Below are 19372 nucleotides of genomic sequence, written 5' to 3'. Positions count from 1 at the left end.
CCAGATGAATCGATTAAGACCGCATCATATAAAACAGCTGATTTTTGAAGGAGAAGGGGTATCGCTTGATTTCAAAAAAACTATCACTTCCTGTGAGAAAATAGCTAAAACGCTGGTAGCATTTGCCAATAATAAGGGTGGAAAGCTATTAGTGGGCGTATTAGATAATGGAGATATTAAGGGAGTTAAGTCCGAAGAAGAAGAAAAGTACATGCTTCAGAAAGCGGGCACCTTCTATTGCAAACCTGCTATAGAACCCTATTTTGAAGAAGTATATATCGACGATAAAATAGTACTGGTAGCTGATATTAAAGAAAGCGACACCAAGCCACACTATGCCCTCGGAGAAGACAAGAAATGGTGGGTTTACATCCGGGTAAAGGATAAAAGTCTGCTCGCAAGCAAGATAGTAGTAGACGTTTTAAAAAGAGAGTCAAAGGAAGAGGGTGTGCTGATCGAGTATTCGTCGAAAGAACAATCCTTGCTTGAATACCTAGACAACAATGAACGTATAACAGCTAAAGAATATAGCCAGATGCTTAATTTAAGCAGAAGAAGAGCTCAGAAAATATTGGTAAACCTTGTACTTTCTGGAGTTATACGTTTGCATACAACAGAAAAAGAGGAATTCTATACCGCTTGTTAAAACTTAGGCAAGGTTCAATTGCCAGGAGACACCGTATTTATCTGCTATCCAGGTAAACTTTCTGCTAAATCCATAATTATCTGGGGGCATCATGATGGCGCCATCCTGAGAAAGGCCCTTGAATAGTCTATCCAACTCTTCCTCTGTCTCGCAGGATACATAGATAGAAATGGAGGGCGTAAAGGAAAACTTGTGCCCCATAGCACTATCGAAGGCCAGGTACTCCTGGCCTCCCAATGTAAATACTGCATGCTTCACATCGCCTTCGTTTCCGCCGCCTTCATCAGCTTCAAAGTATTCAATACTTTTAATTTCAGAACCGGCAATTAACGATGTATATAGATCTATTGCTTCCTTTGCTTTTCCACACATATCGCCGCTAAACATAAGGAAGGTGCTAACTCTCTGCATTCTCTTTGTATTGAAAATTACTCGCCTACTACTTTAATAAGTGTTCCTTTTTCCAAGCGATCTTTAAGCTCCATACCGTTCAATATGGCTAACTCCTGATAGCGCTTTGCTGGTACATTGTAGGTTTTTAGAGCTTGTTCAAAAGTAGTAGCCTGACTCAATGTCTTCACATGCACGCGTTCCGGTTTCTTGTTCAACTTTGCCGGATCAGTTAGTTTACTGAAACTTTGCATCGTAGAAGTAAAGAGGTTAACACGATTATTAAAGTCGGCTGCAGAGGTAACGCCGATAAGATGATAAATAGTATCACCGTACTGGATCAGGTAAGATAAGGTTCGCAGTGTATTACCCTGTTCTTGCCTTTGATCAGCAACCAGCGCATAGGCTGGCAAAGAGTTTACAGTGGTCTCACGGCTATCAACTGTTGTTAAATTGTATTGCTTAAGCACATTCGCAGCCGCTTCCTGTAGTGTTTTACCCGGAGCCAGCATTAATATCATTAAAGCACCACCGTCTTTAGGAGCCATCTGGAACCTGGAAGGGGAGTTTTGAGTAGCCCAGCCAGCTGGTATACCAAACTTGAATTTCAACTGGGGATGATAGAATACATTGCTTTCTACAAAGCCTTGTCGTGGATCTTCACCATAGATAAGTCCCTCCAGTCTTTTCAGATAAGCGTTTCTGTTCACCTGTGGATTGCTTAGGCCAAGTTTGGATTTCCATTCCTTTGCTGCCTTTGCAACTGCCGCATTTCTCCCGGCAGGATTTGGGTGAGTTGATAAAAACTCTGGTAGTGCTTCTCCCGAACCTTGCTTTGATTGACGGTCTAGAGTATTGAAAAATCCAGCCATATGTTCAGCATCATACCCTATCTTGGATGAATACTCTACTCCCAGATCATCGGCCTGGCGTTCGTCATCCCTGCCAAATTTCAAGAACAATAAGCTCAACCCTTGAGAGGCCGTTTGAGCAAAGTCGCCCAATTGAGGCGCGATTATCATACCAGCGATCAGTCCTACCTGACTAAGTGTAGCATTTCTCTGTTGTATAACCGAATGCCGGGCTGTAATATGTCCGATCTCGTGACCAAGTACCCCCGCAAATTGAGCTTCGTCATTGAAATGTGCCATTATACCTCTTGTGAAATAGACATAGCCCCCAGGAATGGCGAAAGCATTAAGGATATCAGAATCGACGATACGGAAGTTATACTGGATATTGGGGCGATGAGAGACAGCAGCCATCGCCTTCCCTTTCTGATTGATAAAATCCTGAAGCTCCTTATTTTCATATAAGCCGTACTCCTGCAAGATCTGAGGATCAGCATCTTTTCCCATAGCAAGCTCCTGCTCTTCAGACATAAGCACAATTTGCTTTTTTCCCGTAACGGGATTTACAGCGCACATGTCGAACAGGCCGACTGTTGCGGCCAAACACACATAAGTTATATATTTGATCATAAGCATTTCTTTTAATCTTACAGCGCAAAATTTAAGCCAAGCGCAATATAAGGTCCAGCGTGCTAAAAGTATTTAACTTAAGTCACACCTCCAAGTCCTTCATAGCAGCAGCGTGCAGCCTTCAGTTCTGCTGATAAGGTGTTTAAAAACAAGCGCTCTTTTTATCAGGATAAATGGCGTTCATTCCTTAATTTAGCACCCTTCAAAAAAGGAGCAGGTTTGGATTATTTAAAAGGTTTAAATCCTTCACAAAGGGCCGCGGTTGAGCAGATCAAGGGCCCGGTAATGATTGTAGCAGGTGCAGGTTCAGGGAAAACGCGGGTCATTACCTATCGTGTTGCGCACTTAATTAAATCGGGAGTTGACCCTTTCAACATCCTCGTACTTACCTTTACCAATAAGGCGGCGAAGGAAATGAGGGAAAGGATCACCAGTGTGGTTGGTCCCGAGGCAAAAAATATATGGATGGGTACGTTCCACTCTGTCTTTGCAAAGATCTTGAGAGTGGAAGCTGAAAAAATTGGCTACCCTTCCAACTTCACCATCTACGATACGGATGATAGCAAAAGCCTTTTAAGGGCGATTTTGAAAGAGTATCAGCTGGACGACAAGTTATATAATGCAAATTTCGTTTACGGACGCATATCTTCTGCAAAAAATAACCTCATCTCTCCTGCCGAATACATGAAGAATGAGCATATCCAGGCCGAGGACTTTTCATCGGGCAGAGGCAAACTAGGTGAGATATACCTTACCTATACTCAACGCTGTTTTAAAGCTGGTGCAATGGATTTCGATGACCTTCTTTTCAAAACCAATGTATTGCTTCGTGAACACCCGGATGTCTTGTACAAGTATCAGAACAAGTTCAAGTACCTGATGGTGGATGAGTATCAGGATACCAACTTTTCCCAGTATCTGATTGTAAAAAAGCTCGCAGCCATTACAGAAAACATTTGTGTGGTGGGTGATGATGCTCAAAGTATCTATGCCTTCCGTGGTGCCAATATCCAGAACATCCTTAATTTTGAGAAGGACTATCCAGATCTGAAAGTGTTTAAATTGGAGCAGAATTACCGCTCTACTCAAAACATAGTAAACGTTGCCAATAGCATTATTGCGAATAACACCAATCAGCTGAAAAAGGATGTATTCTCTGAAAACGAGGAAGGCGACCGTATCAAGATTGCCCGTGCATTTAGCGATAATGAAGAAGGAAAGATCGTTGCTGAAAGTATAATGCAGGAGCGTTCTTTAAAAGGCCTCAAGTATAAGAGCTTCGCTATCCTTTACCGTACCAATGCTCAGTCAAGAGCAATGGAGGAGGCCTTGAGAAAGCTTAATATTCCCTACAAAATATACGGTGGACTTTCCTTCTACCAGCGGAAGGAGATCAAGGACCTTATTGCCTACTTCAGACTTACATTTAATCCTAATGATGAAGAGGCGCTTAAAAGGGTAATCAACTATCCTAAACGCGGGATTGGAGATACAACAGTAGACAGGATCATTGTAGCGGCAGATAAAAATAATGTTACCCTTTGGGAAGTTGTAGTTAATGCGCAGCAATACCTCGAGCCAAGAAGCGCCACTGCTGTAGCAAACTTCGGAACCCTTATCCAAAGTTTCCAGGTGCTCGCTAAGAACAATTCAGCTTACGATGCAGCCTTACATATTTCGCAGCATTCAGGATTGCTAAAAGACCTTTATGAAGACAAATCGGTTGAAGGCTTAAACCGTTACGAGAATATTCAGGAGTTACTGAACGGTATTAAAGAGTTCAGCGAACGCGAAGACATTGAGGAAAGAGGATTAGATGTCTTTATGCAGGATGTTGCCCTTTTAACCAACGATGATAACGACAAGGATCCTAATGCTGATACGGTGAGCCTAATGACGATCCACTCCTCCAAGGGACTAGAGTTTCCGCATGTATATATCGTAGGATTGGAAGAAAATCTCTTCCCATCCCAGATGTCGCTTAACTCAAGGTCGGACCTGGAGGAAGAACGACGCTTATTCTATGTTGCCATAACCCGTGCTGAGAAAAAGCTTACTATTTCTTATGCAACTTCACGTTATCGCTGGGGAAATTTAACCAGCTGTGAACCCAGCAGGTTTATTGATGAGATTGATGCAAGGTTCCTGGAACTTGACTTTAAACAGCAGCAAAAAGCATCTGCTGAAAATCCATTTTTTGACGGAGAGCGTTCTGCCTGGAGCAGACAGCCTTCTACTGGTACTAAAGACGTATTCTCTAAACCAAAACCAGCTACCGCTCCACCGAAAACTACTGCAATTCTTCCCAAAGCACACGTTCCTTCAGAAGGATTCACGCCATCAGACACCAGTAATTTACAAGTAGGTATGGAAGTAGAACACGAACGCTTTGGATTTGGAAAGGTTATAAGCCTTGAAGGCTCAAGACCAGATATTAAAGCAACGATATTTTTTCAGGGATTGGGCAATAAGCAGCTATTATTGAAATTTGCCAAACTGAGGATAGTAACCTAGGTGCATGATTTACTTAAAGGTATAAGGGAAGATAAAATAGAACATCTTATAAATAAATAATCCGGACACCAGGTCCGGATTATTTATTTTAAAACTAAGCGCCTTCGTGGCCTTCAAGTTTTACAAGTTTGTTATATAAGCCCAGTAACAAGAATGGTGCTACCCATTGGCCAACAAATAAACTTTTAGGTTTTCTGCCAACAACCTGCAAAACTAATGAAGCTGCAATTGCTGCACCTGCAGTCCATAAAAATAAATCAGATGGAAGCTTTGCTGTTTGCTCTTCGATCATTCTGGCCACTGGCCCTTCTGAGTGCTCTGGATTGAAATTAGTTGCCATATTTTTTATAGTTAGATGATTTATTAGGGATAACCAATTGTTGTGCCAATAGGTTTGGATAATTTAAACTGCGTGTATCTTTCATGCTATGATACTTCAGCTATTGAACACGCACAGTTAATCATCATTCTCATTGGTATCGTCCCAAAATGAATAATAATCGGGTTCGCCTGATTCTAAATCTTCGTTATGATTGTCTATTACTTCTTTCTCATTGACAATTTCCTGCTCCTCCCTGAGCCGGAAATTTTTTTTCGCATTAAATACCATAGAGCGTAGTTTTTCGAGATAAAAGAGGTTTTGTACCTCGTCTCAAAAGAAAATACAATTATTAGGCCAAAGGACTGAAGTGTGATGTTCCTGAAAGAAAAAAACGAATCGCCCTGTGGACGATTCGTTTTACAGTAGTTTTGCAGATGGATTAGGTTGCCCTGCCCTGGAGTCTATTTATTTTATTATGTAATTGAGGCCGAACATAAAATTCGTTCCCATGGTAGAATAACCAGCTACCTCCTGATAGTCCTCATCCAGTACATTATTCACGTTTAGGAAAAGTTTGAATTTTGAAGAGTACTTGTATTCGCCATACAAGTCAAGTAACTGGTAAGCCTTTTGCCGCAGTGAAATAGTATTGAAGGTTTGATCATCAAAATAAGCATCTGCCCTTCTTCCATAATTCCTGAAGTTGATGCTCGTATAGATCTTTTGAGAAGGCTTCAATCCTATAAATACACCAGCGGAATGCTTTGGTCTTCTTAACAGATCCTCCGAGATAAGTACCTTCTCCCCGGTCTCCGTTCTTGTAAAGCTCTTCCCTTTCAAAAAAGCATAAAAACCTTTAACATCGACATATCTGCTGGTGAAAGTAGGTTCAATCTCGGCTCCCCACGTGTCTTCGATAGCAATATTCTCATATCCGGCAGCACCAAATACGATAGCATCCTTCAGGTAACGTTCATACCCTGTAACACGTAGTTCGAACCGTGTAGCAGGCTTTATAGAAAAACCTGCTTCATAATTGTCGGCTTTTTGAGGTTTAAGATTTTTATTTGCGCCAAAGGCTCCATATAGCTCAGTTAAGGTAGGAGCCTTAAATGCTGTACTGATCGTACCAAATAAACGCAGCTTATTATCAAAGAAGTTGACAGAAGGCGTTACCGAATAGGTATAATTTGCTCCATACTCACTGTGATTATTTGCTCTCCCTCCCAGTTCCAGATCCAAGTGATCAGCAAGGCTATTTACAGAAAGAGAGCCATAGGCACTGATCAGATTAGCTTCAGGTCTTTCCTTTTCTGCACCTGACTGAAATACCCGTGTGAACCGGTTTTCTACTCCTGCCAAAAGCTGAACTTTGGAGCTTAGTCTCTGATTCAAAAACAAGTCGGCCAAATGCATATTGCCTTCGTAAGTCCCCGGGAAAGAGCTTTTATAGACACGGTCTGTGTTGGAGAAATTATAGTTCAAAGTGACTTTCGACGAGCCAGACTTGAAAGTGGAACTCAACCCGGTAGAAAGGAAGTGAGTATAAGCCACGTTATGAATACCTGAAGCGTCAACATCACTAAATGCGCCGCTATCGTACTGTGAATCGAAATATTGGTATTGAAAAAACGGACGGAAAAAGAACTTCTCATTAAGATTATAGCCTACAGAGGCGTTAACCCCATCCTGTATGAACCGGTCTGAATCAAAAGGCAGACCTCCAACCTCTTTTGCCTCCGAGATACCATCAGACTGCAGGTGCGAATAGTTCAGATTATAAGAAAGCTTGCTGCTTGCGCCAGAAAGAGCGACAGCTCCTCTGTAGGTACCAAAACTCCCGCAACTTGCCGTAACTGTAGCATTTAAAGGACTGGAGCCACCCTTTTTAGTAATAATATTAATGATACCGGCAACCGCATCCGAACCGTAAAGTGTAGATTGTCCCCCTCTTAAAATTTCAATTCTTTCAATTTGCTCTACCGGTAGTAGTCTGAGATCGAAAGTTGCGCCGATAGCAGAAGGGTCATTCACCTGGAGCCCATCAATTAAGATTGGTGTGTAAGCAGTTCCTGCGCCTCTCAGAAATAATGTCTTATCTTTTCCATAATTACCCTGTGCTCCGGGAATAAGAACGCTGGCCTGTTCACTCAGAACCTGCGGAAGGGTCTTACCCAGACTTCTTCCTAAAACCTCCGCCGTAATAACAGAGATTACCTTTCCAGTTTGAGATTGCTTCTGATCTAGTTTCGTAGCTGTAACAACTACCTCTTTCAGTAATGAATCCCGTTGTGCTGAAGCGCGCACTGATAGCGCGAGTTGTGCAAGCCCCAGGCCGGCAGCAACTACAATTTTTTTACTCTTCATACATGTGACGAGCATAGGAGGTAAATAAATACAAATGAGAATACACGAAGGGTACCATCACTCATAGCTTCAATCCCCGAAAGCCCTGAATATTATATTATTTAGGCAGGTCTTCTGACTTACTCCCGGAAATTCGCCTTCCCATTTTTGTAACAGTGGCTCTAGAATGAATTCCGTTTTATGGAGAACACAGCAGCGGGACTGTCGGGGATTCTCACCCCAGTTCCCTTTTAACCCCGGTCGGCATGACCGGGGACCTAAATTGGGCGCAAATGTATAAACTTAGATTTGAAATGCAATTTGATCTTCGTCACTGAACACAAATGCGTGCCGAAAAACAGAAGAAGCTTCGACAGGTTCCGAGATCCCTGACTTAATTAATTGAATTCCTTTCTGCCAATTTGACAATCTGATTACGTTTGGAACACCAGTTGAGGAAACAGGACGAAATAAGATCTAATCGCAGTACAACTATGCAAGAAAAAGGCACAATTTCGATTCACACCGAAAACATCTTCCCGATAATTAAGAAATTCCTTTACTCTGATAATGAGATATTTTTAAGGGAATTGGTTTCAAACGCAGTTGATGCAACACAGAAAATAAAACGTCTGTCTTCATTAGGACAATACCAGGGCGAATTGGGCAATTTACAGGTGGAGGTTTCTTTCGATGAAGAGAAAAAGACCATTACCATTTCCGATAAAGGTATCGGAATGACAGCTGATGAAATTAAAAAATACATCAATCAAATTGCATTCTCCGGAGCTACAGAATTCGTTGAAAAATTCAAAGAAGCTAAAGATGCGAACGAACTGATCGGTAAGTTCGGATTAGGTTTCTACTCTGCTTTTATGGTTGCAGACAAAGTAGAGATCAATAGTTTATCTTACCAGGAAGGTGCTGCACCAGCACGTTGGATCTGCGACGGAAGCACGGAGTTTGAAATCACCGACGGAAGCCGCACAGAAAGAGGTACAGACATCACGCTTTATGTTAACGCTGAATCCGAGGAGTTCTTAAGTAAATTTAAGCTTCAGGAGATCCTTGAAAAATACTGTAAATTCTTACCAGTTCCGATCAAATTTGGAACAAAAACCGAATCAGAGCCCGATGGTGAAGATGAAGAAGGTAAGCCAAAATATACTTCTGTAGAAGTTGATAACATCATCAACAACCCTAGCCCAATCTGGACTAAGGCACCTTCCGAGCTTAAAGACGAAGATTATTTAGAATTCTACAAGGAATTGTATCCGTTCGGCGAAGACCCTTTATTCTGGATCCACCTGAATGTAGACTATCCATTCAATCTTACCGGTGTCCTTTACTTCCCTAAGGTTAAAAACGACTTTGATTTCCAACGCAACAAGATCAAGTTATTCTCTCGCCAGGTGTTCATTACTGATGAGGTAAAAGATATCGTGCCTGAATTCCTGATGCTTCTTCATGGTGTTATCGATTCACCAGACATTCCTTTGAACGTTTCAAGAAGCTTCCTGCAAGCAGACAGCAACGTTAAAAAGATCAATAACTACATCACTAAAAAAGTTGCGGATAAACTTTCAGAACTATACAAAAAAGACCGTAAAGCCTACGAAGAAAAATGGCAGGACATTGGTCTTTTCGTAAAATATGGTTTTGTAAGCGATGAGAAGTTCTATGAAAAAGCAAAAGACTTCACCCTTTTAACCAATACAAAGAACGAACACTTTACCCTAGAAGAATACAAGGAAAAGGTAAAGCCACTTCAAACAGATAAAAACGACACTGTAGTTTATCTTTATACCCCTGATGCTGCAAAGCAAGACGCATTTATCCAGTCTGCAAATAAAAAGGATTATGATGTATTGTTGATGAACTCGCCTATCGACAACCACTTCATTAGTCACCTTGAGCAAAAACTGGAGAAAACGACTTTAAAACGGGTTGACTCGGATGTAGTAGACAAGCTGATCGTGAAAGACGATGCTCCGGCACACGTATTAACCGAAGAACAAACTACAAAAGTAAAAACCATCTTCGAAAGCACTATTTCCAAACCAAACATGAAGGTAGAGATAGAAAGCTTAAGTCCTGAAGAACTGCCTGTGCATATCACACAAGACGAATTTATGCGCAGGATGAAAGATATGGCTCAGATGGGTGGAGGAATGAGTTTCTATGGAAGCTTGCCTGACAACTATAAAGTAGCTGTTAATGGAAATCACCCGCTTATTTCCCGTATCGTTTCAGCTACGGATGAGCAGGAGCAGCAAAAACTTGCAAAGCAGGCATTTGATCTGGCATTACTTTCCCAAGGCTTACTGACAGGTTCTGATCTGACAGACTTTGTTAAAAGAAGTGTTGAACTTATATAAAATTACTTTTTATAGAATGAATAAAGCGGCCCCAGTGCCGCTTTTTTTATGCTAAAGGCTTATCAGATTGTTAATGTTCCTAACCACCTTATTACTTAGATCATAAGGAACTTAGTTCTTCAATTTGTAAACACTTCCAACTATCGTTCTCCTGCTGAAATGTAACTACGTAAGTATGACAAGTTCCATTTTCATCATCAAGATCAACAGCAATGTCTACTTTATTATCCTTTACCATATCCTGGCGCTTCTCTTGAGCGGCAGCTTTCTCTAAAATTTCTTCGTCTGTATGTGCTCTCATAAGTGTTTAGGGATATAACTTTTTTACAACCCTTAAAGTTTTATCCTGTTAACCAGTATAATTGTTATCTTATTAAAATTTTCAAGTGATGGATGAATTCATGCAATTAGCTATAGAAGAAGCAAAGAAGGGACAATCAGAGGGAGGTATTCCTATCGGTTCGGTGCTGGTGAAGGATGGAAACGTTGTAGCCCAGGGGCATAACAAACGGGTACAGGAAAATAATCCTATTCTTCACGGAGAAATGGACTGCCTTAATAATGCTGGCAGAATAGGTAGTTACAGAGGCACCGTAATTTACTCAACCCTTATGCCTTGTTTTATGTGTGCGGGAACGATCGTTCAATTCAAAATACCCAAGGTGATTGTTGGAGAATCACAAACCTTCAGCGGAGCAAGGGAATTTATGGAATCTCATGGAGTAGAGGTAGTTGACCTGAACCTTCCTGAATGTATCGAAATGATGAAGGATTTTATCAATGAGAAACCAGAGCTTTGGAACGAAGATATAATGGAGTTATAGGCTCCATTGTTCTCAAATCTCGTCAGGCTCCCTTTCAGGGAAATACTCGCCGGTAAGTATAACTGAGCCAGAATCCAAATCTGCGCTAATTGCTATTTGCATGCTCTCTTCTTCATTGCTGTCAACATCGGCACATGCATTAAAGTGCCCAACTGTATAGGTTGTCTTAAAGGTGCCATTGCAATTCTCATCTAAAACAGGTTTATTGATCCGCACATTATAAATCCTTCCTCTCGATTTGAAATAGTAACTCACCAGCAAATCTTCTATAACAGATTTGTGGCTCAGCAATTCAATCAATACAATTGACTCTTTTTCAGCCGCCTGCATTTTCAATCCCTCGATGGCGATGGGCGAGAACTTAAACTTAGTGCTTTCCTGCATTATTATTAGATATTCAATGTAACTTCTAAGCTCAAATAAACGTACTAATGGTGTCCTTTCCAAGAGGACATGTTTTTCATAGGTAGATGTAGAGCCAGGTCTTGACTTGGCTCTTTTTTTGTTCCTTTAAGTACTTGGTTTATTTGAGCTGAAGATTTGGTAGATGTTCAACAAAAAAGAGCCTGCGTTTCAGACTGCTTATTAAAGTCAAAAAAGAGCTTATTGTTTGCTGAAATTTTAAAAAAATAAAAAGCACATCCTTGATAAATTTTCATCACCATCTGGTTGAAAAATCTTTGCGGAAAACTTCACTCATTCAAAAAAATCCTATATTTGAGATAGGGAAACGGGATCAAAATCTCGCCATATTGGAAGAAAAATGAATCGCCTTCGGTAATTGAAATCCTGAAAATTCATCTCATACAAAAAGTATCCCTTCAATCGAGGATACCACAATTTCTCCTTTTTTAACTAAACTAATATTTACTCTCACCGAGTAGTACAATGAATCTCCCCTGCTTCTGGCCTGGCTCTGTATGAGCCCTAATTGAATCCTGATTAAATCCATATTGAGTCCACCTTTTACTATAATAACGTGGACAAAATAAAGCCTTGTCCTGGTTTCTAAATGCTTTCATACAGAACATGGTAAGCACTAGTCTTCAACCGGGGGTTAACCGTACGACTTATTTATATACTGGGGGATATAAGAGAAAAGTGACGAGAATCACTCTCTTTTTCATTGACAGACAGGCTCTTACTGGTTAATTTTGTAAAACAAAAGTAATGATTTTTTAACTAAAAAAACCTCCCTTATGGCTACAGTTGATAAAAAAGGAAATATTCGCGGTTCTATCGGCCCCAATGTGTATCGCATGTGGCGAGGCATAAAGGTAATTCAGTCGAAGCCTAAAAGAAAAGCTAAAAGAACACTTAATTCTAAAGAAGCAAGTTTAGAATTCGGTATGTGCAGCAGTACAGCAAGAGTGATCCGAACAGCTTTCGGCTGGGCTTACAAAGCCTATGATGGAGGTATGATCAACCGTTTTACAAAGGCTGTAAGAAATGCTGTTTTTGCTTCTACAAAAGAAATAGGCGAAAGAGACATTCACGACGCCGATCTAAGCTTTTTAAAAGGGTTTCAATTCAACAATAACTCTCCATTAGATAAAGTTCTGAAAATAAGGCCTTCAGCTGAGCTTAGTGAAGATAATAAAGTTATTGTAAACCTTCCTCCTATGGCAAAGAAAGACATTAAAGCACCCTACGCCGAAGAATATGGCATCCGATTGCTCGTGATTGCTTTTGATTTTAAACAGAGGGTGTATAGTAATATTGCCGCTAAAGAAATAAGGATCACTTATGACCGAGCTTTTGAAGGTGGCGCCGTAGTGTTTGATGAGGCCTTGCCAGAAGGGAGACTAGTGGCAGTTAGTATGTCGATCTATGCCTATAAAGCTGGTTTTGAAGGGGGAAGGGAAACAATAAATACTGTCCAGTGGAGCCCTGGAGAAATTTTGAATTTATGGCAACTGCCTTTTAACGAATCAAAAGAAGCTAAAAATGTGGTAAAAACAGAGCTGCCGGTATACGTGAACCATGATATGGGCTACCTGGGCCATTTCAGTCTTGCTAAAATAGCCTGGCTACGCAGAAAAGCCGAAAAAACGAAAGAAGCTGATTCAAAACCTGCAGAGAAGGAAGCTTCGGTAGCACCAGACTTACCTAAAGGGGATATACGGTTCTAGCGATTATGTGAGAAGTTTATTTATTGAGCATCAGGCTAATCACTATTTTCAAATTGAAAGGGGATTCTGAAACCCGGTTAATCCTTACCTATCTTCAGCCAGAGGCTTGTATAAACTATCTGCTTTAAAATAAAGCTGTTCATTTTCCGGCAGATCATACACCATACAATTAAATAATGCGATGGCGTATAGATGAGGGATCTTTTCCTGGTCCGGTTTAGTGCTTTGCAGATCAGATTGCCAATCTGAATCAGGGTACTTCATTTGGTACTCATACAAAAAGTCCTCAATTTGTCTTTGGCAGTGATGAAATCAAACCATTCTGGAAGAGCATAAATTCCAGTAACCCTTCCTACTTTTTCTCTTATAAGAGCTTCCTCTGGTGTCGTTTTTCCAAAAAAGAAGAAAAGATAGATGCAAGCTGCGATAGAAAGTAATGTTTTACCACACAGCCACAGGTATGCAACCTGTGCTTCTTCCCTGGTTGAATAATAATATAGGCTAAAAATCCCAGTAACTTGCGCCGCATACCATAGCACAAACAAAAGGGTGACGAGTCGCATATAGGTAGCACATACGCTCTTCCTCGAAAGTGGTAATTCAATTCCACCTCTACTATTGAATTCCTTTGAGGTAACGAGAATTGAACTTATTGGAAACAGAGGAATAAACCATACGTGAAAAAATTTGGTTTCTATCCACTGCCGACTTAAAGATGCTATTTTACCATAGAAAGCGGTCCCAAAAACTATTCTCATTACTTTTACTTTACACTGATTAGGAACATGTTACGTGTTCTTTAGTCTTATGTTTCAGCAAACAGGCTTTAAAAAATTTTCGTATCAATAGGGGTAGAAGCAATTCTCTTTGTCTCATTTTAAATTTTAAGACAAAAATGACCCTACTATCCTACTCCGGCACTTACTCTAGAATATTCTTGTGCCTTTTTCTTATTACATTTCTAAGCCTTGTTACTGGAGGCAAAGCAGTTAGCCAAACGCTGCAAGTTGTAAAGGGACAACTAATTGATAAGGAAACAAAAGCTCCCGTTAATAATGCAACCGTTACCGTAAAGCAAATTCCAAACGCCTCGACCAGGTCTGACGAGCGGGGCTTTTACCAGCTGGAGAAAATCCCGCTAGGCAGAATTGATCTACGGATCACCAAAGTAGGTTATACCCCTGTTGATCTGTCCGATGTTCAAATATCTGCAGGAAAGCAGACAATCCTAAATGTGGAAATGGAAATTGCCCTGACAATGCTTAAGGAAATTACGATCTCTGGGAACAAAAAAGCGGCGAAAGAACGTCCTTTAAATGATATGGCCCTGGTTAGCAGCAGGATGTTTTCGGTAGAGGAAACACAGCGTTACGCGGGAAGCGTTGACGACCCTTCAAGGGCAGTTGCGGTATATCCCGGTGTACAGTCAGGTGGCGCAGTAGATAATCAAATCATCATCAGGGGAAATTCTTCCAGAGGTTTACTTTGGCGTATCGCTGGGATGGAAACCTATAATCCTAACCACTTTTCAGAGGAAGGTTCCAGCTTTGGTGGAATAAGTATGATTACGAGCTCCGTACTGGCAAATTCCGATTTTTCTACTGGCGCCTTTGCCCCTGAGTACGGAAATGCTCTTTCGGGAATTTTCGATATCCGCCTGCGTAAAGGAAATCCAGACAAGAGCGAATACAATTTCCAGGTAGGTACTTTAGGTATCGAAGCTGGAGCCGAGGGACCGTTCTCTGCTAAAAGCAAGGCTTCTTATTTGTTAAAATACCGTTATTCATCGCTTTCGCTTGCAGAAAAGGCAGGCTTACTTTCCCTCGCCCCCTCTTATCAGGACTTGATCTTCAATATGAACTTCCCGGTGAAACGAGGAATGGTTACCTTTTACGGTGTTGGTGGCGACGGTACTAACAATTCTCCTGCAGAGAAAGATTCTACAATTTGGAAAGAGAACAAGTACAACCGCTTTAGTGAAAAGACTAACAGTAAGGTAGCAATTACAGGAATAACCTATACCCATAATATTAGAAATGGATATATCTACTCAGGCTTATCATACAACTTAAGCAGGAATTCATATCGGGGAGACTCCCTGTCAAATGACTATATCGCTCACTTGCGGGATGAAGAGCGTTTCACCAATTCTGCTGTCCGGTTTAGCAGCTATTTGAATTATCGTTTGGGTAATAGAAACACTATTCGTCTTGGAGGAGATGTTTCCCTTCTCAATTTCAATAATTATGTAATGGTTTCCATCGATTCCTTACGGGGAGAACGTGAGGTGTTGTTAGACCGCAAAGGGAACTCTTCTTATGTTCAAGCCTTTGGGCAGTGGAAATTTCGTCCCACAAATGCTTTAACTCTGGTTTCAGGATTGCATTTCCTACGGTATAACCTGAACGGAAACTACTCTATTGAACCACGTATGAGTGCATCTTTAAAAGTTTCTGCAAACAAAAGTATTTCAGCAGGTTACGGACTGCATAGCCGATTAGAAACACCTTCAACGTATTTCACTCAAGTTACTTCTGCTTCAGGCGGCACTAGTCTGGCTAATAAAAATCTAGACTTAAGTAAAGCCCACCATTTAGTGATGGCTTATGATTGGACCCTTTCGTCACGTGTCCGCTTCAAGGCAGAAACGTATTATCAGTCGCTGTTCGATGTACCAGTAGGATTTAATGATGAGGGGACGTATTCAAGCATCAATGCATCTGGCTTTAATTATAGTGGCAACCAGCTTTTCAACCAGGGAAAAGGTAAAAACTACGGTCTGGAATTTACAGTTGAACGTTTTTTCAACAAGGGCTCGTATTATATGTTGACCGGCTCCCTCTTCCGCTCTCTATACACTGACATTCTCGGTCGCGAACATTCTACTGCCTTCGATCGCAAATATCTCATAACGTTTGCTGGTGGTAAAGAATGGCAGGTAGGTAGCAGAAAGAATAATGTGATCCAGCTAAACGTGAAGATGGTTGCAGGAGGTCCTGCTCATTTTACTCCTGTTGATTTAGCGCAGTCGAAACTAAAAGGTTATACGGTACGTGATCACCAAAATCCATATAGCCTGAAGGACGCCTTTTACTTCAAGCCAGATTTGAAGATCGCCTATAAAAAGAACCGGACCTCCAGTAACTGGAGTACGGGCCTGGATATTCTCAACGTAACAGGAAAAACTTATATGACAGGTCAATGGTATGATGAGGAGAAGCAGGAGGTGAAGAATGGATACGAGGCTCTAGGGATTTTTCCAAATTTATTCTATCGTTGGGAGTTCTAGAGATCCATTTAGGTTGTGCTCTGTAACCTCATCTACTCTTTGATTGAAAGGAGGTTACAGAGCATCTCTACCTACGATTGTTTCCAAACCTTAAAAATTACCAAGCTATTTTAGCATTACACTTAGTATTGCTTAAATAGCTTGGTGTTATTTATCCTCGACATTTCTTTTAAAGCTGCAATAAAAGATTCCATTTGTATTGGTTTCGATAAATAGCCATCCATTCCTGCTGCCAAACAAGCCTCTTTGTCTTCAGGATAGGCATTAGCAGTCATTGCCACTATCTTAGGTCTATACTTTCCTTCGCGACGAATTTTCTTTGTTGTTTCTAAACCATCGAGATTAGGCATAAGGACATCCATAAGGATAAGATCATACTCTTTTTTGGGGAGCATTTCCAGTGCTTCTACTCCATCGTTTGCTACATCAGGGTGATATCCAAGCTTATTCAATATCCTTACCGCCAATTTCTGATTAATCAGATTGTCCTCGGCGAGTAGGATTCTTAAAGGATTTTCAGCAGCAAATCGCTCATCCAATATTCCAGAACTTTTAACGGAGGACTTTAAAGACTTTATATCATTTTCAAGATATTGCTGCAATAGCTTATAAACCTGAGCAGGTTTAATAGGCTTGGATAAAATTGTCCCAGATACTTGTTCATGCCTTTTAAATCGTCCATCGCTTGCAGAAGCCATCAGGATTATTGGTGACCGGAAGGAGATTTTATTAAGTTCTTTGATCAAGGCAGATCCGTCGATACCGGGCATTCCATAATCTGACATCACAAGATCAAAAGAATTTCCTGCTTTGACAATATCGAGGGTCTCTTTGCCAGAAGCGGCTGTTTTGACGCACAGACCCCATTCTTCAAGCATCAATTTCATGTTAGAACGATTGGTGAAGTTATCGTCTATCAGTAGCAATTTCTTTCCAGGCAGAAAAACAGCATCAGCTTGCTCCCTGGCATTTTTTGATCTTGCCGGCTCTGCAATGATGGTGAAGGAGAATGTGGTTCCCTTTCCAACCTCGCTCTCAACGCTTATTTTCCCCTTCATCAAGTGAATAAGTCGCTCACTTATTACAAGTCCTAATCCCGTACCACCGTACTGGCGGGTAGTTGAGGAATCGACCTGGGAAAAAGCTTTAAAAAGTTTCGTGCTTACCAACCACGGATTCCTTTGAGATACCATACTTTGCATAGATCCTTGCATTTACTGGATTGGTATCAAGAATGTAACCGTCTTTATCCTGATAGTAGACCATATCCGGATGGTGATCAAATAAGGACTGGTACTTTTGCTGATTTTTCGCTATTTCCAGGTCCTTTGCTTTTCTATCAGAAATATCCCTGGAAATTAAGACAATCGCTCTAATATCCTTGTTATCAAGATGATTGCAGCCACTATCTCTAGCCAGATCCATTCCCCTGAAGCCGTCCGTATAGGATAATCAATCACTTTGCCAGCTTTCTTTTCTTTAAAGCCTTCCCAAAGCTGTCTAATCCGTGGATAGTCTTCAGGATGGATCAAATCTAATCCGGACTTGCCCAGCAAATCTTCAGGACGATAACCCAGTATCTTGAAAGAAGAGGGACCCGTGAATAGATAATTCCCTTCAGCATCCAGTAGAGTGAGCAACTCAGAGCTATTTTCGACTAGGGAATGATAGAATCCTTTTTTGTTTCTCCAATTGCTCCAGGCTCAAGGACCTGTCTGTGTCATCGCGGCCGATACAAAAGGCACAAGCTTCCTCCTCATCCCAAGTAATTGTCCAGGCTATTGTGAGTATGTGGCCAGCTTTATGGTAGAAATTATTTGTTAAAAGGGAAACAATTAGCCCTCTTTCGGCATCCTGAAGAGCCGCTAGAACATTGCTCTTATCGTCTTCATATAGAAGATCCAACAATTTTTTCCCCTTTAGTTCTTCAGGCTTGTACCCTAGTACAGCTAATGATGCATTGTTAATTTCGATTAAAATACCGCCCCGACAACTTCGTACCTCAAACTGTCCGTTGGCTGGTGAAGCCAGTGCTTCGTCCTCCGAACCGGAGAGCAATTCATTTGTATAGGTCCGGTTTAGTAGTTCTTGTTGGGTTGAGGTGGATACATATGGCATAATATTCCGCCTTCCGTAATCAATCACGTTCACACCATTTATTTCAAGAACCTCATCCCGTTCAGAAAGTCCTGCACCTATCAAAGTATCATTTAGCAGTGATTCAATAAATATTCTTCCTTGCACCCTTTTTAATCGAATCGGGGAAGTTGACAAGTATTGAGCTCTTAAATCCCTAGGTAAATAAATATTGGTATGACCGTCTTTCAAACTTGCTACAAGTCTTCTAAGTATCTGGTAGGTAAGCGCCCGGCTAACCCCATCTTTACTTGCACCTAAATCTACTGTTTCTTTGCTCAATGAAGAAAGTAGCACAAATGCGCCAGGCGGTGCAGCAATGGAAAGAGAGTGGACTAACACAAAAAGCTTATTGCGAAAAGATTGGAGTAAAGCGAACTACTTTTGCTAATTGGGTGGCACGCAGCAGAGAAAATGCATGTGCGGGCTTCATTGCACTAAAGCCACAGGTTAAACCAATATCAGAAAGCATTGAAGTAATCTATCCTAACGGAGTACGTCTTAAGATTAATGCTTCCCATATTCCGGTTCTTTCTGAATTGATCCGTCTGGCTTAATGTTCAGCCTGAACTCCTCTCATCGTTATTTCCTTTATCAGGGCTATTGTGATATGCGGAAATCCTTCGACGGATTATGCGGTCTGGTGGTTTCTGAACTGAACAGAAATGCTACCAGCGGAGATGTATTCGTTTTTTTAAATCGCCAGCGTACCCATATAAAGCTACTGCACTGGGAACACGGAGGCTTTGTATTATACTACAAACGCCTGGAACAAGGCAGCTTTCCTTTACCTAAAAGACAGGAGTTAAGCTGGGCAGATCTGGTGTTAATGATTGAAGGGATACAGGTACAAAAGAGCAGACAATTGCGCCGTTATCAGATATAAAAGTGCCTTTTTTCTTGTTTAAAAGCGG

The 19372-nt window shown here is 41.1% G+C and carries 21 protein-coding genes and 1 riboswitch; of the genes, 8 read left to right on the top strand and 13 right to left on the bottom strand.

Going from position 1 to position 19372, the window contains the following annotated elements:
• Positions 1 to 4: 4 nt before the first annotated feature.
• Entirely contained in the window at positions 5 to 646 is a 642-nt protein-coding gene (locus tag J4N25_RS15285) for an AlbA family DNA-binding domain-containing protein (RefSeq protein ID WP_207422660.1), read from the top strand.
• A 3-nt stretch (positions 647 to 649) separates the two neighbouring features.
• Here the strand turns inward: J4N25_RS15285 and J4N25_RS15280 are convergent, their stop codons facing one another.
• Together J4N25_RS15280 and J4N25_RS15275 are read right to left on the bottom strand one after the other, a co-directional pair.
• The gene (locus J4N25_RS15280) at positions 650 to 1057 is read right to left on the bottom strand and encodes a VOC family protein (RefSeq protein WP_207422659.1); all 408 of its coding nucleotides are present in this window, start codon (positions 1055 to 1057) and stop codon (positions 650 to 652) included.
• Positions 1058 to 1074: 17 nt separating this feature from the next.
• On the bottom strand, positions 1075 to 2517 hold the full coding sequence (locus J4N25_RS15275) for a M48 family metalloprotease (protein ID WP_207422658.1): 1443 nt from the start codon (positions 2515 to 2517) through the stop codon (positions 1075 to 1077).
• 219 nt (positions 2518 to 2736) lie between these two features.
• Between J4N25_RS15275 and J4N25_RS15270 the strand changes: the two genes are divergently transcribed.
• Positions 2737 to 5031 carry an ATP-dependent helicase gene (locus J4N25_RS15270; protein WP_207422657.1) on the top strand — a complete coding sequence of 765 codons (2295 nt, stop codon included), beginning with the start codon at positions 2737 to 2739 and terminating at the stop codon, positions 5029 to 5031.
• Positions 5032 to 5125: 94 nt separating this feature from the next.
• Here the strand turns inward: J4N25_RS15270 and J4N25_RS15265 are convergent, their stop codons facing one another.
• From J4N25_RS15265 to J4N25_RS15255, 3 genes are all read right to left on the bottom strand, one after another.
• Positions 5126 to 5371, bottom strand: coding sequence for a hypothetical protein (locus J4N25_RS15265; protein WP_207422656.1), 246 nt, complete (start codon positions 5369 to 5371; stop codon positions 5126 to 5128).
• Positions 5372 to 5488: 117 nt separating this feature from the next.
• Positions 5489 to 5641: a hypothetical protein gene (locus tag J4N25_RS15260; RefSeq protein ID WP_207422655.1), complete on the bottom strand. Its 153-nt coding sequence runs from the start codon at positions 5639 to 5641 to the stop codon at positions 5489 to 5491.
• A 177-nt stretch (positions 5642 to 5818) separates the two neighbouring features.
• Complete coding sequence (locus tag J4N25_RS15255; protein ID WP_207422654.1) at positions 5819 to 7720, bottom strand: TonB-dependent receptor plug domain-containing protein; 1902 nt, start codon at positions 7718 to 7720, stop codon at positions 5819 to 5821.
• 87 nt (positions 7721 to 7807) lie between these two features.
• Positions 7808 to 7996, bottom strand: a riboswitch (cobalamin riboswitch).
• A 197-nt stretch (positions 7997 to 8193) separates the two neighbouring features.
• On the opposite strand from J4N25_RS15255, the gene htpG reads away from it, so the two are divergent.
• A complete protein-coding gene (gene htpG, locus J4N25_RS15250) occupies positions 8194 to 10077 on the top strand; it encodes a molecular chaperone HtpG (protein WP_207422653.1) in 1884 nt (627 codons plus the stop codon).
• A 100-nt stretch (positions 10078 to 10177) separates the two neighbouring features.
• Here the strand turns inward: htpG and J4N25_RS15245 are convergent, their stop codons facing one another.
• A complete protein-coding gene (locus J4N25_RS15245; protein WP_207422652.1) occupies positions 10178 to 10378 on the bottom strand; it encodes a hypothetical protein in 201 nt (66 codons plus the stop codon).
• 88 nt (positions 10379 to 10466) lie between these two features.
• On the opposite strand from J4N25_RS15245, the gene J4N25_RS15240 reads away from it, so the two are divergent.
• The gene (locus J4N25_RS15240; RefSeq protein WP_207422651.1) at positions 10467 to 10901 is read left to right on the top strand and encodes a nucleoside deaminase; all 435 of its coding nucleotides are present in this window, start codon (positions 10467 to 10469) and stop codon (positions 10899 to 10901) included.
• Between the two features lie 12 nt (positions 10902 to 10913).
• Here J4N25_RS15240 and J4N25_RS15235 read toward each other — a convergent pair whose 3' ends face one another.
• Positions 10914 to 11285, bottom strand: a complete 372-nt coding sequence (locus J4N25_RS15235) for a hypothetical protein (RefSeq protein ID WP_207422650.1) — start codon at positions 11283 to 11285, stop codon at positions 10914 to 10916.
• Between the two features lie 815 nt (positions 11286 to 12100).
• On the opposite strand from J4N25_RS15235, the gene J4N25_RS15230 reads away from it, so the two are divergent.
• Positions 12101 to 13033 carry a hypothetical protein gene (locus J4N25_RS15230; protein ID WP_207422649.1) on the top strand — a complete coding sequence of 311 codons (933 nt, stop codon included), beginning with the start codon at positions 12101 to 12103 and terminating at the stop codon, positions 13031 to 13033.
• Between the two features lie 84 nt (positions 13034 to 13117).
• On the opposite strand, the gene J4N25_RS15225 is transcribed toward J4N25_RS15230, so the two are convergent.
• Complete coding sequence (locus J4N25_RS15225) at positions 13118 to 13297, bottom strand: hypothetical protein (protein WP_207422648.1); 180 nt, start codon at positions 13295 to 13297, stop codon at positions 13118 to 13120.
• Positions 13294 to 13791, bottom strand: coding sequence for a hypothetical protein (locus tag J4N25_RS15220; RefSeq protein WP_207422647.1), 498 nt, complete (start codon positions 13789 to 13791; stop codon positions 13294 to 13296). Before J4N25_RS15220 ends, J4N25_RS15225 begins: the two co-directional genes overlap by 4 nt.
• Before the next feature lie 137 nt (positions 13792 to 13928).
• Between J4N25_RS15220 and J4N25_RS15215 the strand changes: the two genes are divergently transcribed.
• A complete protein-coding gene (locus J4N25_RS15215) occupies positions 13929 to 16322 on the top strand; it encodes a TonB-dependent receptor (RefSeq protein WP_207422646.1) in 2394 nt (797 codons plus the stop codon).
• A 122-nt stretch (positions 16323 to 16444) separates the two neighbouring features.
• Here J4N25_RS15215 and J4N25_RS15210 read toward each other — a convergent pair whose 3' ends face one another.
• The 4 genes from J4N25_RS15210 to J4N25_RS15195 are packed head-to-tail and all read right to left on the bottom strand — an operon-like array spanning position 16445 to position 18740.
• Complete coding sequence (locus J4N25_RS15210) at positions 16445 to 17491, bottom strand: response regulator (RefSeq protein WP_242695904.1); 1047 nt, start codon at positions 17489 to 17491, stop codon at positions 16445 to 16447.
• Complete coding sequence (locus tag J4N25_RS15205; protein ID WP_207423163.1) at positions 17469 to 17747, bottom strand: PAS domain S-box protein; 279 nt, start codon at positions 17745 to 17747, stop codon at positions 17469 to 17471. Before J4N25_RS15205 ends, J4N25_RS15210 begins: the two co-directional genes overlap by 23 nt.
• Entirely contained in the window at positions 17681 to 17962 is a 282-nt protein-coding gene (locus J4N25_RS27170) for a PAS domain-containing protein (protein ID WP_207422644.1), read from the bottom strand. Before J4N25_RS27170 ends, J4N25_RS15205 begins: the two co-directional genes overlap by 67 nt.
• A gap of 7 nt (positions 17963 to 17969) precedes the next feature.
• Positions 17970 to 18740, bottom strand: a complete 771-nt coding sequence (locus J4N25_RS15195; RefSeq protein WP_207422643.1) for a PAS domain S-box protein — start codon at positions 18738 to 18740, stop codon at positions 17970 to 17972.
• Here J4N25_RS15195 and tnpA point away from each other — a divergent pair.
• Positions 18740 to 19015, top strand: a complete 276-nt coding sequence (tnpA, locus tag J4N25_RS15190; protein WP_207422642.1) for an IS66 family insertion sequence element accessory protein TnpA — start codon at positions 18740 to 18742, stop codon at positions 19013 to 19015. The two genes, J4N25_RS15195 and tnpA, sit on opposite strands and share 1 nt — an antisense overlap.
• Entirely contained in the window at positions 19015 to 19344 is a 330-nt protein-coding gene (tnpB, locus tag J4N25_RS15185; RefSeq protein WP_207422641.1) for an IS66 family insertion sequence element accessory protein TnpB, read from the top strand. Before tnpA ends, tnpB begins: the two co-directional genes overlap by 1 nt.
• Positions 19345 to 19372: the final 28 nt, after the last annotated feature.

Source organism: Desertivirga brevis, assembly GCF_017355835.1.
Note: the sequence above shows the minus strand (reverse complement) of the source record. Positions and strands in the feature narration are given on the sequence as shown.

Bases quoted from the DNA above. Each gene is read 5' to 3' on its own strand.
- J4N25_RS15215 (WP_207422646.1), top strand. From the start codon at position 13,929: ATGACCCTACTATCCTACTCCGGCACTTACTCTAGAATATTCTTGTGC.
- J4N25_RS15275 (WP_207422658.1), bottom strand. From the start codon at position 2,517: ATGATCAAATATATAACTTATGTGTGTTTGGCCGCAACAGTCGGCCTG.
- tnpA (WP_207422642.1), top strand. From the start codon at position 18,740: ATGAAGAAAGTAGCACAAATGCGCCAGGCGGTGCAGCAATGGAAAGAG.
- J4N25_RS15225 (WP_207422648.1), bottom strand. From the start codon at position 13,297: ATGAAGTACCCTGATTCAGATTGGCAATCTGATCTGCAAAGCACTAAA.
- J4N25_RS15265 (WP_207422656.1), bottom strand. From the start codon at position 5,371: ATGGCAACTAATTTCAATCCAGAGCACTCAGAAGGGCCAGTGGCCAGA.
- J4N25_RS15285 (WP_207422660.1), top strand. From the start codon at position 5: ATGAATCGATTAAGACCGCATCATATAAAACAGCTGATTTTTGAAGGA.
- J4N25_RS15220 (WP_207422647.1), bottom strand. From the start codon at position 13,791: ATGAGAATAGTTTTTGGGACCGCTTTCTATGGTAAAATAGCATCTTTA.
- tnpB (WP_207422641.1), top strand. From the start codon at position 19,015: ATGTTCAGCCTGAACTCCTCTCATCGTTATTTCCTTTATCAGGGCTAT.
- J4N25_RS15280 (WP_207422659.1), bottom strand. From the start codon at position 1,057: ATGCAGAGAGTTAGCACCTTCCTTATGTTTAGCGGCGATATGTGTGGA.
- J4N25_RS15255 (WP_207422654.1), bottom strand. From the start codon at position 7,720: ATGAAGAGTAAAAAAATTGTAGTTGCTGCCGGCCTGGGGCTTGCACAA.
- J4N25_RS15205 (WP_207423163.1), bottom strand. From the start codon at position 17,747: ATGGATCTGGCTAGAGATAGTGGCTGCAATCATCTTGATAACAAGGAT.
- J4N25_RS15240 (WP_207422651.1), top strand. From the start codon at position 10,467: ATGGATGAATTCATGCAATTAGCTATAGAAGAAGCAAAGAAGGGACAA.
- J4N25_RS15235 (WP_207422650.1), bottom strand. From the start codon at position 11,285: ATGCAGGAAAGCACTAAGTTTAAGTTCTCGCCCATCGCCATCGAGGGA.
- J4N25_RS15230 (WP_207422649.1), top strand. From the start codon at position 12,101: ATGGCTACAGTTGATAAAAAAGGAAATATTCGCGGTTCTATCGGCCCC.
- J4N25_RS15260 (WP_207422655.1), bottom strand. From the start codon at position 5,641: ATGGTATTTAATGCGAAAAAAAATTTCCGGCTCAGGGAGGAGCAGGAA.
- J4N25_RS15245 (WP_207422652.1), bottom strand. From the start codon at position 10,378: ATGAGAGCACATACAGACGAAGAAATTTTAGAGAAAGCTGCCGCTCAA.
- htpG (WP_207422653.1), top strand. From the start codon at position 8,194: ATGCAAGAAAAAGGCACAATTTCGATTCACACCGAAAACATCTTCCCG.